Origin of the sequence: Agrobacterium sp. LAD9, assembly GCF_003031125.1 — a bacterium.
Taxonomy (GTDB): Bacteria; Pseudomonadota; Alphaproteobacteria; order Rhizobiales; family Rhizobiaceae; genus Agrobacterium; species Agrobacterium radiobacter.
This window is the reverse complement of the sequence record NZ_PHGS01000025.1, coordinates 42,623-65,472: the sequence shown is the minus strand read 5'-3', so window position 1 is coordinate 65,472 and position 22,850 is coordinate 42,623. Positions and strand designations below refer to the sequence as shown.

General features: G+C 60.1%; 22 protein-coding genes. 4 read left to right on the top strand and 18 right to left on the bottom strand.

Annotated features, from left to right (window positions below; genetic code table 11):
• Positions 1–34: 34 nt before the first annotated feature.
• On the bottom strand, positions 35–511 hold the full coding sequence (locus tag DA915_RS21860) for an Lrp/AsnC family transcriptional regulator (RefSeq protein ID WP_003506856.1): 477 nt from the start codon (positions 509–511) through the stop codon (positions 35–37).
• A 230-nt stretch (positions 512–741) separates the two neighbouring features.
• Between DA915_RS21860 and DA915_RS21855 the strand changes: the two genes are divergently transcribed.
• The gene (locus DA915_RS21855) at positions 742–2,067 is read left to right on the top strand and encodes an FAD-binding oxidoreductase (protein WP_107677301.1); all 1,326 of its coding nucleotides are present in this window, start codon (positions 742–744) and stop codon (positions 2,065–2,067) included.
• Positions 2,068–2,074: 7 nt separating this feature from the next.
• Here DA915_RS21855 and DA915_RS21850 read toward each other — a convergent pair whose 3' ends face one another.
• From DA915_RS21850 to DA915_RS21840, 3 genes are read right to left on the bottom strand one after another with little or no spacing between them, the layout of a single operon-like run.
• The gene (locus DA915_RS21850; RefSeq protein ID WP_107677527.1) at positions 2,075–3,226 is read right to left on the bottom strand and encodes an FAD-binding oxidoreductase; all 1,152 of its coding nucleotides are present in this window, start codon (positions 3,224–3,226) and stop codon (positions 2,075–2,077) included.
• Positions 3,219–4,601 carry an NAD(P)/FAD-dependent oxidoreductase gene (locus DA915_RS21845; RefSeq protein WP_107677300.1) on the bottom strand — a complete coding sequence of 461 codons (1,383 nt, stop codon included), beginning with the start codon at positions 4,599–4,601 and terminating at the stop codon, positions 3,219–3,221. The genes DA915_RS21850 and DA915_RS21845 overlap by 8 nt, the downstream gene beginning before the upstream one ends.
• Positions 4,580–4,891 carry a (2Fe-2S)-binding protein gene (locus tag DA915_RS21840; RefSeq protein WP_107677526.1) on the bottom strand — a complete coding sequence of 104 codons (312 nt, stop codon included), beginning with the start codon at positions 4,889–4,891 and terminating at the stop codon, positions 4,580–4,582. Before DA915_RS21840 ends, DA915_RS21845 begins: the two co-directional genes overlap by 22 nt.
• 113 nt (positions 4,892–5,004) lie before the next feature.
• Between DA915_RS21840 and DA915_RS21835 the strand changes: the two genes are divergently transcribed.
• Positions 5,005–5,928, top strand: a complete 924-nt coding sequence (locus DA915_RS21835) for a LysR substrate-binding domain-containing protein (protein WP_107677299.1) — start codon at positions 5,005–5,007, stop codon at positions 5,926–5,928.
• A 67-nt stretch (positions 5,929–5,995) separates the two neighbouring features.
• On the opposite strand, the gene DA915_RS21830 is transcribed toward DA915_RS21835, so the two are convergent.
• The 7 genes from DA915_RS21830 to DA915_RS21800 form a co-directional block, all read right to left on the bottom strand.
• Positions 5,996–6,931, bottom strand: coding sequence for an ABC transporter substrate-binding protein (locus tag DA915_RS21830; protein WP_107677298.1), 936 nt, complete (start codon positions 6,929–6,931; stop codon positions 5,996–5,998).
• Between the two features lie 131 nt (positions 6,932–7,062).
• Positions 7,063–8,001: an ABC transporter substrate-binding protein gene (locus DA915_RS21825; RefSeq protein ID WP_020812196.1), complete on the bottom strand. Its 939-nt coding sequence runs from the start codon at positions 7,999–8,001 to the stop codon at positions 7,063–7,065.
• 23 nt (positions 8,002–8,024) lie between these two features.
• Complete coding sequence (locus DA915_RS29430; protein WP_107677297.1) at positions 8,025–9,830, bottom strand: amino acid ABC transporter permease/ATP-binding protein; 1,806 nt, start codon at positions 9,828–9,830, stop codon at positions 8,025–8,027.
• A gap of 13 nt (positions 9,831–9,843) precedes the next feature.
• Positions 9,844–10,398, bottom strand: coding sequence for a GNAT family N-acetyltransferase (locus DA915_RS21815; RefSeq protein ID WP_107677296.1), 555 nt, complete (start codon positions 10,396–10,398; stop codon positions 9,844–9,846).
• Positions 10,399–10,419: 21 nt separating this feature from the next.
• Positions 10,420–11,607 carry a M20 aminoacylase family protein gene (locus DA915_RS21810; protein ID WP_107677295.1) on the bottom strand — a complete coding sequence of 396 codons (1,188 nt, stop codon included), beginning with the start codon at positions 11,605–11,607 and terminating at the stop codon, positions 10,420–10,422.
• A gap of 83 nt (positions 11,608–11,690) precedes the next feature.
• Positions 11,691–13,031 carry an LLM class flavin-dependent oxidoreductase gene (locus DA915_RS21805; protein WP_107677294.1) on the bottom strand — a complete coding sequence of 447 codons (1,341 nt, stop codon included), beginning with the start codon at positions 13,029–13,031 and terminating at the stop codon, positions 11,691–11,693.
• A gap of 21 nt (positions 13,032–13,052) precedes the next feature.
• Positions 13,053–14,057 (bottom strand): LLM class flavin-dependent oxidoreductase, encoded by a 1,005-nt coding sequence (locus DA915_RS21800; RefSeq protein WP_192886631.1) that lies wholly within the window; start codon positions 14,055–14,057, stop codon positions 13,053–13,055.
• Between the two features lie 289 nt (positions 14,058–14,346).
• Between DA915_RS21800 and DA915_RS21795 the strand changes: the two genes are divergently transcribed.
• On the top strand, positions 14,347–14,796 hold the full coding sequence (locus DA915_RS21795; protein ID WP_003506886.1) for an Rrf2 family transcriptional regulator: 450 nt from the start codon (positions 14,347–14,349) through the stop codon (positions 14,794–14,796).
• A gap of 44 nt (positions 14,797–14,840) precedes the next feature.
• Here the strand turns inward: DA915_RS21795 and DA915_RS21790 are convergent, their stop codons facing one another.
• The 7 genes from DA915_RS21790 to DA915_RS21760 form a co-directional block, all read right to left on the bottom strand.
• On the bottom strand, positions 14,841–15,785 hold the full coding sequence (locus tag DA915_RS21790) for an acyl-CoA dehydrogenase family protein (protein ID WP_020808984.1): 945 nt from the start codon (positions 15,783–15,785) through the stop codon (positions 14,841–14,843).
• 50 nt (positions 15,786–15,835) lie between these two features.
• Complete coding sequence (locus tag DA915_RS21785; RefSeq protein WP_107677293.1) at positions 15,836–16,381, bottom strand: flavin reductase family protein; 546 nt, start codon at positions 16,379–16,381, stop codon at positions 15,836–15,838.
• Between the two features lie 189 nt (positions 16,382–16,570).
• Positions 16,571–17,740: an FMNH2-dependent alkanesulfonate monooxygenase gene (ssuD, locus tag DA915_RS21780; RefSeq protein WP_107677292.1), complete on the bottom strand. Its 1,170-nt coding sequence runs from the start codon at positions 17,738–17,740 to the stop codon at positions 16,571–16,573.
• A 168-nt stretch (positions 17,741–17,908) separates the two neighbouring features.
• Positions 17,909–18,106, bottom strand: a complete 198-nt coding sequence (locus DA915_RS29010) for a hypothetical protein (RefSeq protein ID WP_003506893.1) — start codon at positions 18,104–18,106, stop codon at positions 17,909–17,911.
• A 206-nt stretch (positions 18,107–18,312) separates the two neighbouring features.
• Positions 18,313–19,494, bottom strand: coding sequence for a YeeE/YedE family protein (locus DA915_RS21770; protein WP_107677291.1), 1,182 nt, complete (start codon positions 19,492–19,494; stop codon positions 18,313–18,315).
• A gap of 78 nt (positions 19,495–19,572) precedes the next feature.
• Positions 19,573–20,502 (bottom strand): sulfurtransferase, encoded by a 930-nt coding sequence (locus tag DA915_RS21765; RefSeq protein WP_107677290.1) that lies wholly within the window; start codon positions 20,500–20,502, stop codon positions 19,573–19,575.
• Positions 20,503–20,766: 264 nt separating this feature from the next.
• On the bottom strand, positions 20,767–21,369 hold the full coding sequence (locus tag DA915_RS21760) for an alpha/beta hydrolase (RefSeq protein WP_107677289.1): 603 nt from the start codon (positions 21,367–21,369) through the stop codon (positions 20,767–20,769).
• A 399-nt stretch (positions 21,370–21,768) separates the two neighbouring features.
• On the opposite strand from DA915_RS21760, the gene DA915_RS21755 reads away from it, so the two are divergent.
• Complete coding sequence (locus DA915_RS21755; protein ID WP_107677288.1) at positions 21,769–22,839, top strand: LLM class flavin-dependent oxidoreductase; 1,071 nt, start codon at positions 21,769–21,771, stop codon at positions 22,837–22,839.
• The last annotated feature ends 11 nt before the right edge of the window (positions 22,840–22,850 follow it).

The following is a 22,850-nucleotide window of genomic DNA, read 5'->3' as shown; positions in this document are numbered from 1 at the left end:
GATACGGCCCTGCAAAGGGCCGTTTTCTCACACCTCAAAGCGGAAACAGGCTGGTCAGCGGCATATGCGATTTGATGATTGGTGATTTCAGCACCACGAAGCTGAAATATTTATCGATGCCGACATCCATATCGGTCAGTCGCTCCATGATCGACTGGTATTCGACGATGCCAGAGGTGACAAATTTCAGCAGGTAGTCGTAACCCCCGGAAACGAGGTGGCACTCCACCACCTGGTCGATCTTTTCGACAACGCCGAGGAAGCGGGCGAAATCGATCTGGCGGTGGTTCTTCAGCGTGATTTCCGTAAACACCGTCAGCGTCTGGCCGAGCTTGTTGATGTTGATCTGCGCCGAATAACCTTCGATATAGCCTTCCGCCTGCAGCTTCTTTACCCGCATCAGGCACGGGCTTGGCGACAGATTGACAAGCTCCGCCAGCTCGACATTGGTGATGCGACCGTTTTTCTGCAGTTCATAGAGGATCTTGATATCGATCCGGTCAAGTTTCATCACGTGCGGAACCCCTTTTTTGTTTTTTGAACACGCGGCATAAAATTCTGGCGCGGTATCGGAAATCTTACCACATGGGCGCGCCCTGTCGACGTGGAGATGTTTTTTTGGTGCAGCATAAAGAGTTGCAGACGTGGCCACCAACAGCATGAGATTCCGGCAAGACGCCCAGTCTGGCAGCGTTTACACGCCAGCTGAGGTAAATTAGGACGAATATAAGGAGTCCGACCATGCCCGCCCCGCTGCAACAGATCACGACATCGCCGGAACTGCCGACATCTGCGGACGCCGTCATTATCGGCGGCGGCATCGTCGGTGTCTTCGCCGCCTATTATCTCGCCCGGCGCGGCCTGAAAGTGGCGCTGGTCGAAAAGGGCCTGATCGGGGCGGAGCAATCCAGCCGCAACTGGGGCTGGTGCCGCCAGCAGAACCGCGACGCCCGCGAATTGCCGATTTCCACCAAGAGCCTGGCGCTTTGGGAAGAATTTGGCGCAGAGAGCGGCGAGGACACGGGTTTTCGGCGCTGCGGGCTGTTTTATCTGAGCGACAATGAAGCCGAGCTTGCCGGCTGGGCGCGCTGGCGTGACTTTGCCATTACCGCAGGCGTGACGACCCATATGCTGAGCGCCGATGAGGCGAGCGAACGCGGCCGATCTACGGGCAAACGCTGGAAGGGCGGTGTGTTTTCACCGACAGACGGTACGGCCGATCCTTCCATGGCGGCACCCGCCGTGGCGCGCGCCATCATCAAATTGGGCGGCACGGTGCATCAGAATTGCGCCGCGCGCGGGCTTGAGACGGAAGGCGGCCGTGTCAGCGCCGTTGTCACCGAAAAAGGCACGATCCGCACCAAAACCGCCATCATGTCCGGCGGGGCCTGGGCGTCGTCCTTTTGCCGCCAGCTCGGCATTCGTTTCCCGCAGGCCTCCGTCCGCTCCTCCATTCTGTCCGTCACGCCGGGTGCGGAGGGGCTGCCGGATGCACTGCACACCGCCGCCGTCTCAGCCACGAAGAGAAAAGACGGCGGCTATACTCTCGCTATCAGCGGGCTGGGGCGCATCGACCCGACGGCGCAGCAGATGCGGTTTGCCCGTGAATTTGTTCCGATGTTTCTCAAGCGCTGGCGAAGCCTGCGGCCAGGCGGGCTGGAAGGTCTTCGCGGCGGCCACGAGACGCTGAAACGCTGGCGGCTCGATGCGCCGACGCCGATGGAACGGGTTCGTATTCTCGATCCGAAACCCAATGCCGCCGCCATCCGCGAGACCCATGAAAGGGCACTGAAGCTTCTGCCGGCACTCGGCAAAACCCAGATTTCCGCCGCCTGGGCGGGCTTCATCGACAGCACGCCTGATGGCGTGCCTGCCATTGGCGAAACCAGCGAATTGCCCGGCTTCATCCTCGCCGCCGGCTTCAGCGGCCACGGTTTCGGCATCGGACCGGGTGCCGGCCATCTGATCGCCGATATCGTGACGGGCTCGAACCCGATCGTCGATGCCGCCCCCTATCACCCCAGCCGCTTCCTCGATTCGTCCTGGGGCAAGGTCGCCGATTTCTGACCCTCCCTTAATGGGATGCGACAGACTCACCGCGATGGAACCGGCCGATGTGAAAATCCGCAATCGGCGTCGTAGTCTTCCCGGTTGCTATCAGCTCCGCCATCACGTCGCCAACACCCGGCCCGATCTGGAAACCGTGGCCGCTGAAGCCGAAAGCGTAATAAAGGCCGGAGGTTGCAGCACTTTCCCCCATGACCGGCAGATCGTCGGCCATATAACCTTCCACGCCGGACCAGGTGCGGATCAGCCGGGCATGGCGCAAAGCGGGAGCCAGCCGCAGCAACTGGCGCAGCTGAGCATCAAGCCCGGCGGGATCATATTTCGCCCGGCGTTCGTCCAGCGCGGCGGCGCATCGTTTCACCCCGCCGAAAATGACGTTTCCGCGCGGGATTTGCCGCATATAAATGACCTCGCCGGGAATTTTGGTGGAGACGCCGACGACGGGGTGAATGAACCATGGCAAAGGTTCCGTCACGCCCATTTGCGGGCCGGCCACTTCCAGCGGCACCGCCTCTCCCAGGGCGCCGGCAAACCCGCCGCCCCATGCACCGTTGGCGACCAGCACCGAGGGCGCGCGATATTCCCCTTCCTCCGTCGTCACCCGGAAATCCTCGCCCGCCTTTTCGATTGCCAGAACTTCGCAATTTTCCACGATGGTTGCACCATCCTGCCGCGCCGCGCGGGCAAAGGCGGGCGCAACGAGGCGCGGATTGGCGTGACCATCATGCGGCGACCATGATCCCGCAACCGCCTCCGGTCCGATGAAGGGGAATTTCTGCCTGACAGCCTCGCGCGAGAGGATCTGCAATTCCAGACCATATTGCGCGGCATCGTCGCGGTATTTCTCAACCACGGCGATCTGTTCTTCCGCCCAGAGAAAACGGATATGGCCGACGGGCATGAATTCCACATCCGCACCGGTCAGTTGCGGGATCCGGCTCCAGATATCCCGCGATCTGTTGGCGAGCGGAAGCTGCCCGAGATAACGGCCCTGACGGCGGACATTGCCGAAATTGGTGCCGCTCGCCTGCTGACCGACAAGGAACCGCTCCAGCAAAATGACGCTGACACCCCGTTGCCGCAGGAAAAACGCCGTCGCGGTTCCAACAATGCCGCCGCCGACGATAATGACATCGGCCTCTGCAAGCGTGTTACGCATCATCGCCTCCCTTCACAATCGCCAGCGGCAGCGGTTTCACCGGCGCCTGCCCGCGCAGCCGTCCGGCCAATTCCACCGATAGACCAGAGGCGGCGGCGACAATCTCCTGTCCCGCCTGCCCGCAGAACCGGCCTTGGCATCTCCCCATACCAACCCGCGAGAAAGCTTTCGAGCGGTTGACCTCCGTCGCGCCCTTGCCGCTCACACTTGCGCGCAACTCGCCCGCCGTCACCACCTCGCAGCGGCAGATAATCGTCTCGTCGGCAAGTGTCCGCACCAGCAGGTGCGGCCAGGGGAAGGCCCGGGCCATTCCCTGCGCAAAGCGGCTCGCGGCTTTCAGCGATTTCCGGCAGCGGCCGATTTCCGCACGGGATGGCTTCAAACCTTGATCCTCAAGAAGCGCGAGCGCGGCGAGCCGGCCGGAGGCTTCCGCACCATCTGCACCGAGAATACGCACGCCATCGCCTGCCAGATAGACATCAGGCACGGAACTCCGCCCCATATCGTCCACATCCGGAAGCCATTGCCGGATCAGCGGATCAAAGGAGAAGCGGCAACCGGCAAGGTCGGCAAGCTGGCTTTCCGCCCGCAGATGATAGCCCATGCCGATGGCATCGCAGGCGGGACGTTTTTCCTCACCGGACGCATCCCGATAGCGAATGCCGGTCACGCCACTCTCAGCGTCGCCGATAATCTCTATCGGCACGATGCCCCGTTCGATCCTCACGCCGCCCGCAAGCAGCGCCGCGACAAGCCGTATGCCCTTGAGGAGCTGCATTGGTCGTGCCACCATCCCCGGCAGGCCCTTGATCTGCGTGAAGAATGGCGTGGTATCCAGCACCGCCACAGGCACCGCCCCTGCCTTCATATATTGATAAGCCACGAGATAAAGCAGCGGCCCCGTGCCCATAAAAACCACCCGTCGCCCTATCGCGCAGGCCTGCGCCTTCAGGGATATCTGCGCCGCGCCAAGCGAAAAACAACCCGGCCTCGTCCAGCCCGGCAAGGGCATGATGCGGTCGGTCGCACCCGATGCGATGATGAGGGCATCGAAATCCAGAGCTTCGGATGTCTCTGCGCGCTGAATATGAATGCGATTGTCGCGAATTGCCCACGCCAGGGTCTGCGGGCGGTAATCGATATGGTCTGAAAGCCCGTCGAATGTGTCGTGCAGAGCCTTCGCCTTGTCCGCTTCCGTGCCGTAAAGAGCGGTATAGGAGCGCTTGAAATTCTGCGGCTGACGGCGATAGATCTGGCCGCCGCTGCGATCTCCCTCATCGATGACGATGGGGCGAAGCCCAGCCCGCACCAGCGTCTCGGCGGCACGCGTACCGGCGGGGCCGGCGCCCACGATCACGACGCGCAAATCTGCCATAACCCCTCCGGAACCTCGGTTCTGATATCCATGCCCGGGCGAACGGCGGTGGAACAGGCGCGCAGCCGCTCCCCTTCCCCGGTCCAGACCCAGCAATCCTGACAGGCGCCCATCAGACAGAAACCTGCCCGCTTGCCATCGGCGAATTCCGAAAGGCGGGCAAACCCGCGCGACAGCATCAGCGCCGTCAGCACCGTGTCTCCCTCCAGCGCCTCGACCGGCATGCCGTCGATCAGGACAGGGCAAACCGCGCGTCGCCCTTCGGCGATGCGCCTGAATCTGGCAAGCATCCGCGTTTCCTTTCCCGAAACCTTCGCAGGCACCTCTCCTGCACCGTCACAGATTTCCACGGCAGAAGGTTTCTCACCAATCGCAAATGGTCGCTTGAACAGAACCTTGGGTTATGGAAGAGATGACGCCGGAGGTTTCCATGAACGCCCGACAGCTTGAAATTTTCCGCGCCATCATGCGCGACGGCTCCGTGACAGCGGCTGCCAATTCGCTTGCCGTTTCCCAGCCCGGCGTCAGCAAGGTGTTGCACCATCTGGAAAGCCAGCTGGGTTACAAGCTGTTCGAGCGCATCGGCGGGCGGCTGGTGCCGACGATGGAAGCGCATCTGATCTACGAGGATGCCGACCGGGTTTTCCGTGAACTGGAAGTGCTGAAAAAACTGACGCGCACCATCGGCGAGCGCAAGCTTGGCCTTCTGCGCATCGGGGCCAGCCTGCCGGTCACCTATTCCGTGCTGCCTGAAGCGTTGCTCGCTTTCCGGCAGGCGCATCCGACCGTCAAAATCCACCTCAACGCCCTGCCCAAAAAAGAAATTGCCGAGCAGCTGCTGCTGGGAGACATCGATTTTGCGGTAACGCTGTCCACCATTCAGGCACCAACGGTGCGCAGTGAAATTCTTGCCTCCGTGCCTGTTGTGGCGGTGATGCGGCATGATGATGCCCTGGCCGAAATGATGACGGTGACGCCCCGCGACCTCGCCGGCAGGCCGCTGATTTCCTACGGCAACCATGCGGACGAGATCGGCCCGCAGCTGAACGAGGTCTTCGAACGCGACGGGCTTACGCGTGATGTCTCGGTGCAGGTCACCTCATCGGTCGGCGCTGTGCCGCTGGTGCGTGGCGGTATCGGCATCGCCCTTGTCGACGGCCTGGTGCGGTGGAACAGTTTCGAGGGAGTGACGGTGCGCCCGTTCATGCCTGAAGTGACGATGAATGTCGCCGTTTCCACCAACACGGCGCGGCCGCTCTCACGTTTCTTCAAACCCTTTGTTGGCGAATTGCGACAACTCTTTCGCGCCCTTCCCGCCCAGGGCTGACGGACAAAACAATACCCGCAAGGCCTGAGCCTGCGGGTATTGTCGTCCGCCGCATTTATTCGACCGGTCAGCTTTTTGGCAGGCCGGGTGGGTTGGTGCGCGATTCCGGCAGGGCTTCTTCCGATAGTTGCCAACGATCCAGGATCTTCGCGTAAGCGCCGCTCTTGATCAGGTCGTTGGTGGCAAGCGTCAGTGCATCGGCCAGTCCCGAGCCCTTGCGGGTGGTGATGGCGACATCGGACCGTTCCGGCCAGCCGGCGGAGAGGGTTCCGACGCGCTTGATCGTCTTGTCGCGTGCGGCGATGAAAACCAGCTGCGCATGCGGCTGGACGATCACATCCGCCCTCCCCGCAGAAAGCGCCACAAACCGTGTGGCTTCGTCATCGTAATATTGCAACTCGATCGGCTTCAACCCGGCGGCAACGTTCTCGTCGCTCCACTTCAGCAAAATGCGCTCCTGATTGGTGCCAGCGCCGACGATGATCCTCAGGCCGGCCGCGTCCTTCGGCTCGCGGATGGCAGTTATACCGCTATCCGACTTGACGAAAAATCCGTGCAGGCCCTGACGATAGGTGGAGAAATCGAACTTTTCCTTGCGCTGTTCGGTCACACCGACATTCGAGATCACCGCATCGTATTTGCCCGAAGCAAGCCCCAGCGGCCAGTCCGCCCAGGCCACCGCCACCAACTCCAGATCGAGGCCGAGGCTGTCGGCCACCGCAAGAGCGTAATCAGGGTCTGCACCGACCACAGTTTTTGCATCCGTCGCATAGGTCGCAAGCGGTGGCCCACCGGGTGCGACCGCGACGGTGAGTTTGCCCGGCGTGACGAATTTGAAATCCTTGGGAATAGCGGCAATAGCGCCGGGGTCTTTTTCAACCCTGACGCGGCCGGGCTGGTCCGGCGACAGATCGAAGACATCCGTTGCAAAAGCCGGTGCGAAACCGGCAATGGACAGAAAAGCACCGAGCGTGGCCGTGGCGAGACGAGAGGTGAAGGTCATTGTGGTTTCCCGATAGAATGATTGCGGGACGGAGGTAGCGCGGGCGGGAGGATGCCCGCGCTACCGGCTGAGTGATGTCCCACCTTCAACTCAGCTTTTGGCAACTCGGCTTGTTGGAAGCAAACCAGAACTCAGCTCTTCGGCAGGCCGGGCGGATTGGTGCGGGATTCGGTGATGGCTTCCGAGCCGAGATTCCAGCGGGCGAGAACCTTGCCGTAATTGCCGTTCTTGATCTGGGCGTTCAGCGCGGCGGTGATGGCCTCGGCGATGCCCGCATCCTTTTTCGAAGCGACGGCGATTTCCGCCGCCTCCGGCCAGCCGCCGGAGAAGGTGCCGACAAGTTTCGTCTTCTTCTGGCTTGCCGCCTGGAAGGCAGAGGTCGCGTTAGGGCCGAGATAGGCATCCGCGCGACCGGATTGCAGGGCGACGTCAAGCACGGCCTGATCGTCGTAATATTGCACGTCGGTATCGGCCAAACCCTTGGCCTTGTTGTCCTTGATCCATTTCAGCAGGATCTGCTCCTGATTGGTGGCGGCGCCGACGATCACCTTCAGCCCGGCTACATCCTCGGGCTTGCCGATGGACGTAACCTTGCTGTTATTGCCGACGTAAAAGCCGAGCAGATCGTTGCGATAGCTGGAAAAATCGAATTTTTCCTTGCGGGCTTCCGTGACCGTGATGTTCGAGGTGACGGCGTCGTATTTGCCGGAGGTGAGACCGAGCGGCCAGTCGGCCCAGGCGATGGGAACAAGTTGCAGCTCAAGGCCAAGGCTGTCGGCGACCAGCTGGGCGATATCCGGCTCCACGCCGATCGGCGTTTTCGTGTCGCTCGCATAATCCACCAGCGGCAGGCGGAACGGCACGGTCGCGACCGTCAGCTTTCCGTCGGCGATGAATTTATGTCCTGCGGGCAGAAGCTTGATCGCCTCTTCCACCTTTTCAGCGCGCACCCGGCCTTTCTGTTCGGGCGACAGGTCCACTTCCTGCGCATGCGCGGCCGGAATGAGTGCGGCGGTGGCGGTGAAAAGACCGCCGGCGAGCAGGGACAATAATTTCGATGAAAATGCCATGCGAGTGTTTCCTTTGTTGTTGATTAGAGAACTTTTGCGAGGAATTCGGCCGTGCGCGGATGGTCCGGGTTGTTGAACACCTTTTCCGGCGTGCCCGTTTCCAGGATGCGGCCCTGCTCCATAAAGACGACCCTGTCGGAGACTTCGCGGGCAAAACCGATTTCATGGGTGACGATGATGAGGGTGACGCCGGAGCGGGAAAGCTCCTTGATGACGTCAAGCACCTCGTTGACGAGTTCAGGATCGAGAGCGGATGTCGGCTCGTCGAAGAGCAGCACCTTCGGCCGCAAGGCCAGCGCCCGGGCAATCGCCACGCGCTGCTGCTGCCCGCCGGAAAGCTGGCGCGGATAGGCGCCGGCTTTTTCGGCAAGGCCGACACGGGCCAGAAGATCGCGTGCTTCGGCCTCGGCCTGCTCTTTCGATATGCCGCGAACCACGACCGGCGCTTCGGCGATGTTTTCAAGTGCGGTCAGATGCGGGAACAGGTTGAAGCTCTGGAACACCATGCCCACTTCGACGCGGCGTTTCAGGATTTCCCGTTCCTTCAGTTCGTAAAGCGTATCGCCCTTCTGACGATAACCGACCAGCTCGCCGTCTATGGCGATAAAGCCGTCATCGACACGCTCCAGATGGTTGATGGAACGAAGCAATGTGGACTTGCCGGAGCCGGACTGGCCAAGAATGGTGGTGACGCTGCCTGCCGGGATGGAAAGGCTGACGTCGTCCAGCACCTTCAGCGTTCCGAAGGATTTCGAGACACCGTGAATATTGACCGAACCGCCGCGATTTCCGAGCTGGAAACTTCCCGACCTGACGGTGGCGGGGCGTTGGGACAAGGCAACCGCAGGCGTCGCCGTCTCCACCGCTTCAGGCAAGGGCTTGCGCGGCAGGAAGGTGCGGTAGAGCGTGGCGAACAGCGAGGGCGGCGGATTGCGCAGCGCGCCGCGCGAGAAGTGCCGTTCGATATGGTGCTGCACGATGGAAAGCGCCGTCAGGATCACCAGATACCAGACGGTGGCGACCATCAGCAGCGGGATCACTTCCAGATTGCGGCGATAGATGATCTGGATCGTGTAGAACAACTCCGGCAGGGCGAGGATATAGACCTGCGAGGTGCCCTTTGCGAGCAGAATGATCTCGTTGAAACCATTCGGCAGAATGGTGCGCATCGCCTGCGGCAGCACGATGCGTGAAAACTGTCTGCGCCGCGGCAGGCCGAGTGAGGCCGCAGCCTCAAGCTGGCCCTGCTCCACCGAAAGAATACCGCCGCGCACGATTTCCGATGAAAAGGCTGCGGCATGTAATGTCAGCCCCAGCACCGCAGCCGCAAAGGGCGTCATCAGCTGCGTGGTATTCCAGCTGAAGAAATTGATGCCGGTATAGGGCACGCCGATCGTCACGGTCTCGTAGAGATAACCGAGATTGTTGAGGATCAGCAAAAGCACGATCAGCGGAATGGAACGGAATATCCAGATATAGGTCCAGGAGATCGCGACAAGCAAAGGCGAACCTGAAACGCGCGCAAGCGCCAGAACCGTGCCGAGCACGAAACCGAGAAAAGCCCCGAGCACCGTCAGCAACAGCGTCCGGCCGAGCCCCACAAGCACCGGTTCGGCAAAGAACCATTCCGCAAACACGTTCCAGCCCCAGCGGGGATTACCGAATACGGAGTGCAAAATGGCCGCGATGATGAGAACCGAGAGAACGGTGCCCGCCGTGCGCAGCGGATAACGGGCGGGAACGACGCGAAAATGCGCGTAACCGTCCTTGACCGGCTCACCCTTCTGTTCGTTCACCGCAACATGCGGAAAATCGGAGACTATTGTCATCGGAGAAAGCCTTTCACGGATGAACCGGAGAGAGTTGCGGCCGGGCGGCCTGTACTGGCGCGCCATCCGGGATGGAGGCGGCAGTGTCGGAAAGCCATTTTTCGAAGGGCAGCGACCGGATCGTCTCGGGATCGGCCGTCGTGTCGAACAGGGCGCGATAGCCATTGGTGAGATAAAGGCCGACCGCTTCCGGCTGGCGGAAACCCGTGGTCAGATAAACGCGGGCGTAACCCTGCCGGATCGCCTGCTGCTCCAGTTCCTGAAGCACGATTTTCGCAAGCCCCTGCCGGCGTTGGGCCGAGTGGGTCCAGACGCGCTTGAATTCGGCCGTCTCGTGGTCGTAGCGCATGAAGGCGCCGCCGGCGATCGCCTTACCGTCACGCAAAAGCAGCAGGAAATTGCCCGATGGCGGGCTGAAGGCTTCCGGCGGATATTTGTTCAGCTCGGCCTTCGCCCCTTCCGCGTTGAAAAATGTGCCGTAACGGCTGTCATATTCAAACAGCAACTCCTCCAGAAGCGGCGTTGCGAGCGGATCCTTGACCGATGTGTAGAGAAAACTGTCGCTCATGTCCTTGTCCTAAATTTCGCGTCAGGAGAGGTATGCTTCCGCCAGACGCACCCAGAAGCGCGCTGCCGGTGCGATGATCGCGTCGTTGAAATCATAGTGAGGGCTGTGCAGCGGCGCGCTGTCGCCATTGCCGACGAAGAGATAGGAGCCGGGCCGCTCCTGCAGCATGAAGGCAAAATCCTCGCTCGCAGTGCGCGGCTGGAACGCTTCGGCAATCTGCGCGGACGGGAAATGCCTTTTGGCAACCTCACGGGCGAAGACCGTCTGCGGGGCGTAATTGATGACCGGAGGGAAACCACGGGAATAGGAGACATCGGCCCTTGCGCCAAAACTCTCCGCCTGCGCTCTGGCCAGCGCCGGAAGCCGCTCCTCCAGCCTGTCACGCACGACGGGCGAAAAGGCCCGGGCGGTGATCTGCAGCTCGACGCTCTCGGGAATGACGTTGGAGGCGGTTCCGCCATGGATGGAGCCGACCGTCAGCACCGCCATCTCGCGCGGATCGACATTGCGCGAAACGATGCTTTGCAGGGCGGTGATGAAGCTTGCCGAGGCGAGAACCGGATCGACCGTCTCATGCGGCGCCGCCCCATGCCCGCCCCTGCCGATGATCTGCACCTTCGCCTTGTCGACGGAGGCCATGGCAGGACCTTCGACGAAGCCGAACTGCCCGGTTTCGACACCCGGCCAATTGTGCAGGCCGAAGACCGCATCGACCGGAAACCGCTCGAACAGCCCGTCCTTTATCATCGCCCTTGCACCCGCACCGATCTCCTCGGCCGGTTGGAAGATCAGTGTCAGCGTGCCGGAAAAATTCGATGTTTCGGCAAGATAACGGGCGGCTGAAAGCAGGATGGTGGTATGGCCATCATGACCGCAGGCATGCATGACGCCTGGCGTCTGGCTGGCATAGGCAAGGCCGGTTTCCTCGATAATGGGCAGGGCGTCGATATCGGCGCGGATTCCGAGACGTTTTTCACCATGACCGCGCTTCAACGTGGCGACGACACCGTGACCACCGACACCCTCCGTCACCTCGTATCCGAAAGACAGGAGATAACGGGCAATGAGCGCCGCCGTACGCGTCTCCTTGAGCGAAAGCTCTGGATGCCGGTGGAGATCATGCCGGATGGCGATGCTCTCTTCGATGAAGGCAAGGATTCCCCGTTCGGCGTCGTCCTGCGGACGCGCGCCGTCAATGCGGATATTCATGGTTCTGTCTCCTGCGCGGGGCCTTTGCGCGCCGCGTCTTGAAATATGCGCCGGGCAGCGATTAACGCCGCCCGGCTGCAAGCTCAGGCGATGGCCTTGTCAGACGCGTTTTCGCCGCCGGCATAGACGCTTTCCCGGAAAGGCAGACCGAGATGATCACGCAATGTCGCGCCTTCCAGATGCGGATCGAAATAACCGCGCCGCTGCAGCACCGGAATGACGAGGCGGATGAAATCATCCAGTCCCTCGGCAATCACCGGAAAGCCCAGAATGAAGCCATCGGCCGCATCGTGTTCCACCCAGCGTATGATCTCGTCGGCCACCTTGTCCGGTGTGCCGATGAAGCCTTCACGCGGGGTCGCAGCCTCCAGCGCCGCCTCGCGCAGCGTCTGGTTCTTTTCCTTGGCCCGCCGCTTGATGCGGTCGGTCGTCGAGCGGAAACTGTTCTTGCCGATCTCGCCGAGTTCGGGGAAAGGCTCATCCAGCGGATAGGCGCTGAAATCATGATGATCGAAGAAGCGACCGAGATAGGCGAGCGCATCCTCGATAGTGATGAGGTTGCGGATGACGTCGTATTTCGCCTCCGCTTCCTCCTGCGTCTCGCCGACAATCGGGCCGATGCCGGGGAAAATCTTCACATCGGCGGCGGACCGGCCCTGCGCGACGGCGCTCTGTTTCACACGCTTGAGGAAGGTCTGGTTTTCCTCAAGCGAAGCGGAATTGGTGAAGACCGCATCCGCGTGTTTGCCCGCAAGACCGATGCCGGCATCGGACGAGCCTGCCTGGAACACCACCGGTTGCCCCTGCGGAGAACGCTGGATATTGAGCGGACCTTCCACCTGGAAGAAGCGGCCCTTGTGGCCGAGCGTGTGGAGCTTGGCGCGGTCGAAAAACTGTCCCGTCTCGCGGTTGCGCAGGAAAGCGTCATCGTCCCAGCTGTCCCACAAGCCCTTGATAACCTCGAGGTATTCATCGGCGATCTCGTAACGCAGCGCATGTTCGGGGTGATTGCGGCTGTAATTTTTCGCCGTGCCTTCGAGCGGTGTCGTCACGGCATTCCACCCGGCACGGCCGCCGCTCAAAAGATCGAGCGAGGCAAACTGGCGGGCAATGGTGAAGGGGTCGCTATAGGAGGTCGAAACGGTTCCCGCCAAGCCGATCTTCGAGGTGACGGCGGCGAGCGCCGAAAGGATCGTCAGCGGCTCGAACCGGTTGAGGAAATGCGGAATGGACTTATCGTTGATGTAGAGCCCATCCGCCACGAAGGCGAAGGCGATGCCGGCTGCTTCCGCCTTCAGCGCGTTCTTTCTGAAAAAGTCGAAATTGACGCTGGCATCGACAGGGCTTTTGGGGTGTCGCCAGGCATTCATGTGCCCGCCGGGACCTTGAAGCATGATGCCGAAACGGATTTTCTTTCTCGTCATGTCATTCCTCCTGAGAGAAAATTATGCCGCCCGGGAAAGGCGATGTGGGGCCAAGAGTTCGACCGAGGCAAGCCGCTGATCGGCCCCGACATGGGGCGGTTCGATGATGAATTCCTCGATGCCGTGCTCTTCGGAAAGCGCACGAAGCGCCTTGTGAATATCCTCCGGCCCGCCATGCAGGACGTTGGGCTTGCGCTCTTCGATGCGATAATCGGTATCGCCGGACTGGCGGGCGAATTCCTCCGCCTGTTCGCGGCGGCCGAGGTTGAACGCCCTGCCGTCGCTGAGGAATACCCGGTAGATGCGTTGACCTTCGACCTGTTTCGCGGCATGGGCGGGATCGCTGGCTGCAAAAGCCGACAGGGCAAGGATCGGGGCAACTCCACCGCTTTCCTCCCGGAAAGCCGAGAGGCTGCGGCGAAGAACCTCCGCATCACCATTGAGGTGGCCGGCAAAGACGAAATTCCATCCCCTTGAAGCCGCAAGCCTTGCGCTTTCGGGGCTGGCGCCGAGCAGAAATCTCTCTGTCGCGACCGGCGGCGCAGGTGTTGCCTGTAGCCCTGCCTGTGCATGATCCTGCGGCGCAGCGCCCGATAAAAATGTGGTGAGTTCACCGAAGGCCGCTTCGAAATCCGGCTTGCGGGCGGGATCATAGGCCTGCTGCAAGGCCGACGTCGCAAGCGGCAACCCACCCGGTGTCTTGCCGATGCCGAGATCGACCCGGCCGGGCGCAAGCGACGACAGGACGTTGAAAACCTCGGCAACCTTGTAAGGGCTATAGTGCTGCAGCATGACGCCGCCCGAGCCAACCCGGATGCGGGAGGTCTTCGCCAGTATCCATGCAACCAGCGCCTCCGGTGCGGAACCGGCAAGCTCCGGCGAATTGTGATGTTCAGCCACCCAGAAACGGCGGTAACCCAGCTCTTCAGCGCGTTTGGCAAGATTGATCGTGTCGCGGAACGCGCTCGCGGCGTCCTCCCCCGTTGAAACCGGGCTCTTGTCCAGCAAACTGAGCGTATACATCATCACCTCGCGTCTTTGATGCATACTTTGTCTACCGATTTTATATTCTAATAAAGGATGATCGTTCCACGTTGCGGCGCGATCAGAGAAAATATTGTTTTCAGTGATGTTTTCGAAAGCCCGTGCCGGCAAAACGGGGGACCTGGTCTCAAAAAGGCTGCAACAGGCCGCTTTCAGCACCAAACCCGGACGAAACGGGCTTGCGCCGGAATTCGCTAAAAACTACTTAGTAAGTAAGGAATAATACGGCCCGGCACTGTAAACTGTGCCGACTCTCTTTTCGGATCGTGCGATGTTGACCAAAAAAGGCAAATACGGATTAAAGGCTCTTGTCGATCTGGCGCGGTTGCCTCAGGGCGAGACCGCCTTCGTGACGGAGATTGCGACCCGCAACAACATCCCGAAAAAATTCCTGGACACTATTCTTCTGGAACTGCGCAATAGCGGCATTCTGCGCTCCAAGAAGGGCCCGAATGGCGGTTATTCACTGTCGAAAATGCCATCCGAAATCATGATCGGGCAGGTTATCCGTACGCTGGATGGACCCTTGGCTCCCATCCGCTGCGCAAGCCGCACGGCCTTTGAAGCCTGTGACGACTGTGATGATCCCGAGACCTGTCAGGTCAGGGTTTCGATGACGGACGTGCGTGACGCCATCGCAACCATTCTGGACAATATGACGCTTGCGCAATTCGTGGCAAAGGACGGGCAGGATGCCCGCTCTATTCCGGCCGGCGAATAGAATTTCGCACGGCCCTTCGTTCGGGTTCCACGACAGAGCGTCGCTTATTGCCTGCGCAGATCACTGTCCAGCGACGCGATCAGCCCGGCTTCGCTGACGCCTTCGACAAGACCGAGGCGCGCCATCAGGATTTCAAGCGTGATGGCATTGTTGCGGACCGAACGAAAGGTGACATTCTCCGCCCCCACCTGCGCCGCATCGATATTGGCCGCAAGGCTTGTTATCTGCGCCTTCAGGAGTTCGATGGCGAGAAATATTTCACCTATCATGGGCCGCGCTGCGCCCTCGTCCGCCAGCCTGTCGATCAGCAGAACGGAAAGCTCACGCTGCTTCTGCCCCAGAGCCACCGCGGCTTTCAAAAGGGCGGAAACGGAAGCGGCCAGGTTCCCGGCGCCCTGGGCAAGGAACACCACCTGATCGGCGCGCAAGAGACCCTCCCATGACGTATTGGGGCGATTGCGCAGGACGACAAGCAGGGGCTGTCCGGCCGTGTTGACAGCCGGCACGACGATCCAGTCCGCATCGACCTTGACCGACCCCGCGACTTCATCGGGCAGCCGCAGGGCGTAGTCGTCTTCCGTCACCACAACCGCCTGATCCAGATCAGCGGCAGATATTGCCAGCGCGAAGGTCTCGCCAAGATCAAGACGGGCGAAGAGCGCCTTGCGCTGGTCTTCGCTACCCGCGTTCCTGATGAATTCAAGGGCGGTGAAATGTTCAACGAGATCATGCGCCGCCCCCGCATCGGCTGCGGAAATGATGGCAAGCGCCTGTGAAAGAACATCATTGGTGATATCCGCTCCGCCGAGTTCCGTTGGAACGGAAAGAGCAAGAAGACCGGAACGGGCGATCCGCGCATGGATTTGCCCGGGACTTTCAACGGCGCAGTTTTCGGCGATCGTCCGGGCAACGGTCAGCACATCGATATCCGCGCCGAGGCGTGGAGGAACGAAACGAAGTCTTTCGCCGAGAGGCGTGACGGATCCCATGCTCAACTCCCTCAAAGAATGACAAAGTGAAAGCGCCGAATGGCCGGCGCTCAGTCCAGAGAATGATAACGCCCGTTTTGATAGAGCAGCGAATGACCGGAGCCGATGCGGATCGCCTCCACCTTGCCGATGACGATGACATGGCTGTGCCGTTCGATCGTTTCTTCGATGGTGCAATCGATCGCGGCAACCGCGTCTTCGAGGATGGGCGCGCCGCTCGACAGCCGTGTCCATTCAGCGCCGCGATACCGATCCGGGCCCTTCAGGCCACCGATGCCGGCAAACTGATTGGCAATGAACTGATGGTTCGCTCCGATGATGTTGACGGCAAGATGACCGAAACGCTGCACCACCGGCCACGTTGACGAGGAACGGTTGAGCGCTACCAGAATGCGCGGCGGATCGACCGACAGAGCGGTGGCCGAAGTCACGGTCGCTCCCGTTCGCTCGTCACCCTCACCCGCCGTAATCACGCTGACACCGCCGCCCAGCGTTCTCAGCGCCGCCTTGAGGCTGTCGGCATCCGCCGACTTACCGGCAACCGGCTCGCGGAGGTTGATGAAGTGTTGATCCTTAGCCGCATATTGCAATGTCATCGGGTTGCTCCTGAAAACAGCTGAATTGTTCAATAGCTAGCAGCGGTGGTGGGGGGTGAAATAGACATCGTTTTCCATATTGATAATATTCTATAGAAATAATGTCTTATATGCCGTTGCCTGATTTCATTGCGCCGCAAGGATGTCTGCCGAAACGGAAGAAGGCATAAGCCGCCTCCCGCCGATGAATCAGGATCCGGACACCAGCTTGACGTTACCGCCATGACCGCCACCGCCGAAAACCTGTTTCGCGCCGAAAGAGGACCGTATCTGGTTACGGGCCCCACCGAGCCCGATTTCCGGAAACAGCAGTTCGGATAGCCGATAGGCTTCTTCCAGATGCGGATAACCCGAGGCGATGACGGTATCGATGCCCAGCGCCTGATATTCCCTGAGCCGCGCCGCCACCGTCTTCGGCGAACCGACCAGCGCCGTGCCTGCACCCGAACGGACAAGACCGATGCCCGCCCACAAATTCGGGGAGACTTCCAGCCGGTCTCGCCGGCCATTGTGCAGCGCCTGCATTCTCGCCTGCCCAACGGAATCCGAAGCCTTGGAGAAGACCTCCTGAGCGGATGCGATGGTTTCGTCGGAAAGCTTCGAGATCAGCCGGTCGGCATCGACCCACGCTTCCTCGTCTGTTTCGCGAACGATGAAATGCAGCCGGATACCGAAGGTAACCTCCCGCCCTTTTTTGGCGGCGGCGGCGCGCACCTTGGCGATTTTTTCAGCCACCTGCGCCGGCGGTTCACCCCAGGTCAGGTATTTGTCGGTGATACCGGCCGAAAACTCGATGCCGGCATCGGAGGAGCCGCCGAAATAAATAGGCGGTCGCGGTTCCTGCACCGGCGGCAGGCCGAGTTTTGCGTCCACCGCCTTGATATATTTGCCGTCGAGGTTTCCCTTGCCGGTTTCAATCAGCGAATTGAACACCTGGAAAAACTCGCCGGCGTGATCGTAACGCTCGTCATGGGGCAGAAAAATGCCATCGCCGGCAAGTTCCTGGGCGCTGCCGCCGACCACGATATTGAGCAGCAGCCGACCATGGGAAACGCGATCGAGCGTGGAAGCAAGCCGCGCATAATAAGCGGGCGAAGCGACGCCCGGACGGATGGCGACCAGGAATTTCAACTTTTCGGTATAGGCGGCAAGATTGGCCGCAAGGATGAAGGATTCCTCACAGGCAACGCCGGTGGGAATGAGCACGCCTGAATAACCCAGCCGATCAGCGGCCTGGGCTATTTCCCGGAAATAGCCGGGATCGGCAGGACGCGAAAGATCGTCCGAGCCGAGATAGCTGCCATCGCCTGAGGTGGGTATGAACCACAGAAAATCGAGTGGCTTATCGGGTGTGCTCATCGGCAGGTCCTTTGCAATCTGCCCTCGGGCAATGCGGCTTGATGATAAAAGGGTAGCCAATTCCCCGGCGCGTTTAAGAAATTTTGTTCCAATTTCCACCCGGCGAAGAGAGTTTCTCTCCCCGATAAACCGCGCTCCGAAAGGAAAAGGAGCCTTCGTTAATGGTCGTCAGAAGACCGGATAGAGGCCGAGCATCGCAAAGTTCATTTCGCAGATCTCTTCCCTTTCGAGTTCGAGATCGCTTTTCTCCTGCCTGATGCGTCCGGAATGATCCAGAGGATGAAGACTAACCTGTTCCTCGCTACGCGGCTGGCGCCGGGTCAAACCGAACAGATCGAAAGTAAACGCATGAAGTCCCTGCGGCATGTGCGCCTCCTTTACTCAATTCCCTTATCCTCGGGCGACGGCCCGAAATCGTCAATATTTTCCATAAAATTACTATTCTATAATTGGAGGATCACCGGCAAATGTGGACTAAGGTTGCGGCGACGGGAAAAAATCCGTTTCCGGCCGCCGAGAATGGGCCATCGCCGCCTCATCTAACGATGGTGGTAAATTTCAAGCATCCGGTCTCATGGCAAGGCAAACCGGCGCTTGAGAAAAAGGCCGGAAAATGCACCCAAACCGCAAAAAACGAGAAATACCCAGCCGGAAAGGGCGCCCGCATGGATGCCTGACAAAAGCACGCCAATGGTGCAGCCAAGCGCGGTCATGCCACCCCAGCCCATCAGCACGCCACCGGCAAACCGTGTCGCCAACCCACCGGCGGAAGGCCATGCGGGCTGAAATTTCCCCGCTGAAAGCGCGGACGCCAGACTCGCAAACATCAGTCCCAGGACGAAAACACCGTTCGGCGACAGGATCGTTGTTTTAACGGCGCTGATGCATCCCCGCACCGTGTCTAATCCCGCAAGCGTTTCCGGCACCCAGCCCGCCGCAGCCCCCGTCGTTCTGACGATGCTGCCGAGTTCGGCCGTCACCCCGAGCGGTGCGACACGGAAATAGGAAAAGGCGCTGATGGCCGCGACAAGAACGCCGGTTATGACGGGCGGCCAGCGTTCGACGAAAACGCTTCGGAGCGCCTGCTGCAGCCGGCTTCCCGTGGCGGCAGTCGATGAAGTGGGCTCGGTTTTATCGAAAAACAGAACGAGGAGGATCAGGATGGCCAACACAATGCAGGCAATCAGCAGCGCCGGGCCGTATCCAAGATGATGCGGCAACCAGATGGGCAGATCGTCAAAAATGCTGACCGTATAGAGAAAATTCCAGCTGAGAAATGCCAGCAGGAAACCAAGCCCCGCTCCGGCTATGGCAAGCACGGAACCGAAAGCCCCCTCGCCCAGCCGGTAAAAATGCCCGGACAGGCAGGAGCCGGAAAGTGCTGCGCCCAAACCGAAGACGCTCGCAGCCAACGCCAGAATCCAGCCGACGGGGCCGATATGTGCATTGGGCGGCAGGCGGCCGGGTTGCGGCACCGGCATCCACGCCGCGGTGACGACCTGGTAAAACACCACGCCCGCCAGCAATGCCACAAGAATGGCCACAACACCGTCCGAACGCCTGCCGTCGATGAAATCGCGGAAATTGCAGAGAAAGCAGAACCGCCCACGCTGCATCACGATGCCGAAAGCGGCGCCGGCCAGAAGGGAAAAGGCAAGCGGCCTGCCATTCTCAAGCAGCCCCAATTGATAAGCAGCGACCGTCAGGGCGCATAAAATGGCAAGCGCCGCGAGGCGGGAAAGGGTCGAATGCATGGAATACCGGCGATGTCGGAAGAATAAATGCCGGTGCGCCATCCGACGCACCGGCCCCATGATGAAGGCAGCGGAGGCTTATTTGCCCGTCCAGACCGTTCCCGTCGGATTGCTGATGGGAACACCGACCGCATTTCCGTACTCGGTCCAGGAACCGTCATAATTGCGGACGTCGTAACCGAGTATCTTCTTCAGCGCGAACCAGGTGTGGCTGGAGCGCTCGCCGATGCGGCAATAGGTGATGATGGGCGCCGAGCCGTCGATGCCCTTCTCGGCATAGATCGCCTTGATCTCTTCTGCCGATTTGAAGGTTCCATCCTTGTTGACGATTGTGCCCCACGGAACATTGACGGCGCCGGGGATGTGACCGGCACGGACGGACAGCTCCTTGACGCCATCCGGCGCGAAAATCTTGCCGGAATATTCATCCGCCGAACGGATATCCACCAGCTTGATGTTGTGCTTGCCCTCGGCCACCGCAACGACGTCGACAAAGCGCGCCCGGACCGAGGTGTCGGGCTCGGCGAGTTTCAGTTTCGTTTCGGCCGTTGCCGGCGCGGATGTGTCGAAAGGCAGGCCCTGCGCCTCCCAAAGCTTGCGGCCACCATCCAGCAGCTTTACGCGGTCGCCAAGACCGTAGGTTTCGAAAATCCACGCACCCCAGGCGGCAAACCAGTTGTTGTTGTCGCCATATAAAACGATCGTCGTATCGTCACCCACGCCGGCTTTCTGCAGCAGGGACTGGAAATTCTCGCGTGCGGCAATGTCGCGTTTTTCCTTGTCAACGAGATCCGTATGCCAGTTGAGGTTCACTGCGCCCGGAATATGCCCGCGCTCATAGACGCCCGTATCGACGCTGACTTCAAAGACCCGCACTTTCGGATTGTCGAGATTCTCCTTCAGCCAGTCGGCCGTGACCAGCGCTTCCGATGCTCCAGCCGTGGCCAACGATATCGCCGACAAAAACAATCCGCCGAGAGCCGACGTTACAAGCTTGATTCTGGACATTTCCTTACCCCTTTCCCTGATTTGATGACCAATGAAAGGTGACGACAAAACCGTCCGGAGCGAAGAAACGCTTTTCTATATTTTCTGTAGAAAATAAATGCGACCACTCAAAAACAATCTTCAGGAGAAATTCAAAATTCCGTCCGTAAAAATTGCCAATAAAACTTCCAAAGGTTGTAAATGATGCCAAAAATCGAAAAGAGCGATAAACCGACCGCCATCCATCCGGTTTAGCAAGGAAGGCTGGAAAGCCGCGGTCATTCTCTAAAAATGCGCATCGCCCAAGGCAGTCAGTCTGCGCAGTCTCGATCCCGCCACCGCCTTTGCGGGTGCACCATCTGCCTTCAACCGCTCGAGAAGAGCATAACCCTCAGGCCATCGTCCGTAACCGCTGGCAATATTGATATGTCCGACGGGACCGAGATTGATGAGGCCACTGCCCCACAGGCTCGCACTGTGCGAGAGCTCTTCGGAATCCATATAGGGATCGTTCATGCTGCCCACGACGAGGCTGGGGAAAGCAAGCGGCTGCTGCGGAAAGGCACCGAACCGGACGATACAGGGATGCATCGCCTCCACGCGGTCGAGATGGGCGGGTGCGACAAGAAGCGCGCCCTTGATTTTGGCGGCAGAGGGTCGAGGCCCCATATTCGCCACCAGCAGGCAACCGAGGCTGTGGGCGACGATATAAGCGCTGTCGACTGTCGCCAGCGCTGCCTCGAGACGGTCAAGCCAGTCCTCGAGAACCGGGCATTGCCAATTGTCCTGATCGACCAGTTGCGCTTCGGGATCATCCAGCAACCAGTGCCGTTGCCAATGTCCTTCATCCGAACCATTCAGGCCAGGGACAATCAAGGTGGTACACATGCCTGCTCCGTGAGTTGTGGGCGGTGTGTGGCAAGCATGGTGAATTTCGCGATTCCAGTCGACTATTGCCTTGCTCACCTTTCGGACGCACGAGAAAAATCAATCCAGACAATTTCGATAGTGCAGAAAATGCTTTCTCCCCGATGGAAATAATGTCGATCACAGGGAATCATTTCCTCAAATTTTTTATATAGAAAATATGTGCAATATAGTCTTTCCAGACGGAAAGCTTTTCCTCTGCCGGATGACAAAAGAAACGTCGCTGCTTCGCCGGGCCGCCGCCGCTTTGCCATTCTCGCACCAGCGGAGGCTTGCGCCTCCGCGAGCCCCAAGTGGTGAAGGCAAAGCGTCGGCAGGGCCATTCCACCGCAACATAAAACGAAAATTCAGGCGGATAATGTGAGCAGCACGAGCGAATTTCTCTGGTACATCCCCAATGACGTCAAACCCGGCCACCGGGGCGACGCCGTCAGCGAAAACCACAACAGTCTCGATACATTGACGAGCCATGCCAGGGCGCTTGAAACCCATGGCTGGAAAGGCGCGCTGATCGGCACCGGCTGGGGACGTCCGGATACATTTACGGTGGCGGCGGCGCTTGCGGCGCGCACCACCACATTCGAGCCGCTGATCGCTATCCGTCCCGGCTACTGGAAGCCGGCCAACCTCGCATCGGCCGCTGCCACCCTCGATCAGCTTTCCGCCGGCCGGGTGCGGATCAACATCGTCTCCGGCAGGGATGAGCTTGCCGCCTATGGCGACGAAGAAGGTGATCAGGCGCAGCGTTATGCGCGCACGAAAGAATTCATGCGGCTGGTACGGCGGCTCTGGACCGAGGAAAACGTCACGTTTAATGGCGATCATTTCCGGGTGACGAACTCCACCGTCTCGCCAAGTATCGCCGCACGCGAAGGCCGACCGCATCCCAAACTCTATTTCGGCGGCGCTTCCGAAGCAGCCGAGCAGGTTGCCGCAACCGAGGCCGATGTGCAGCTTTTCTGGGGAGAACCGCTCGCCGGCGTGCGCGAACGGATCGAGCGGCTCAGGCACTTCAGTGAAAAGCTCGGCCGCGATCTGCCGCCGCTGCAATTCGGCCTGCGGATCACCACGCTGGTACGCGAAACCACGGCCGAGGCTTGGCGCGATGCGGAAGCGAAAGTTGCCGAGATGGCCGCAAACAGTGGCGTACGCTGGAACGACCACCTTCAGGCCGTAGCTGTCGGCCAGCGCCGCCTGCTGGATTTGCACCGTCGAAGCGACGTGCTGGACGACAATCTTTATACCGCGCCGGGCAAATTCGGCGGCGGCGGGGCGGGAACCACCTGGCTTGTCGGTTCGGCGGAGGATGTCGCCGCGTCACTGCGTAAATACCGCGCGCTGGGCATCACCCATTTCGTGCTTTCCGACACGCCCTATCTCAAGGAAATCGAAAGGCAGGGCGACAGCTTGCTGCCGCTGTTGCGGGATTGATTGGCGTGGCT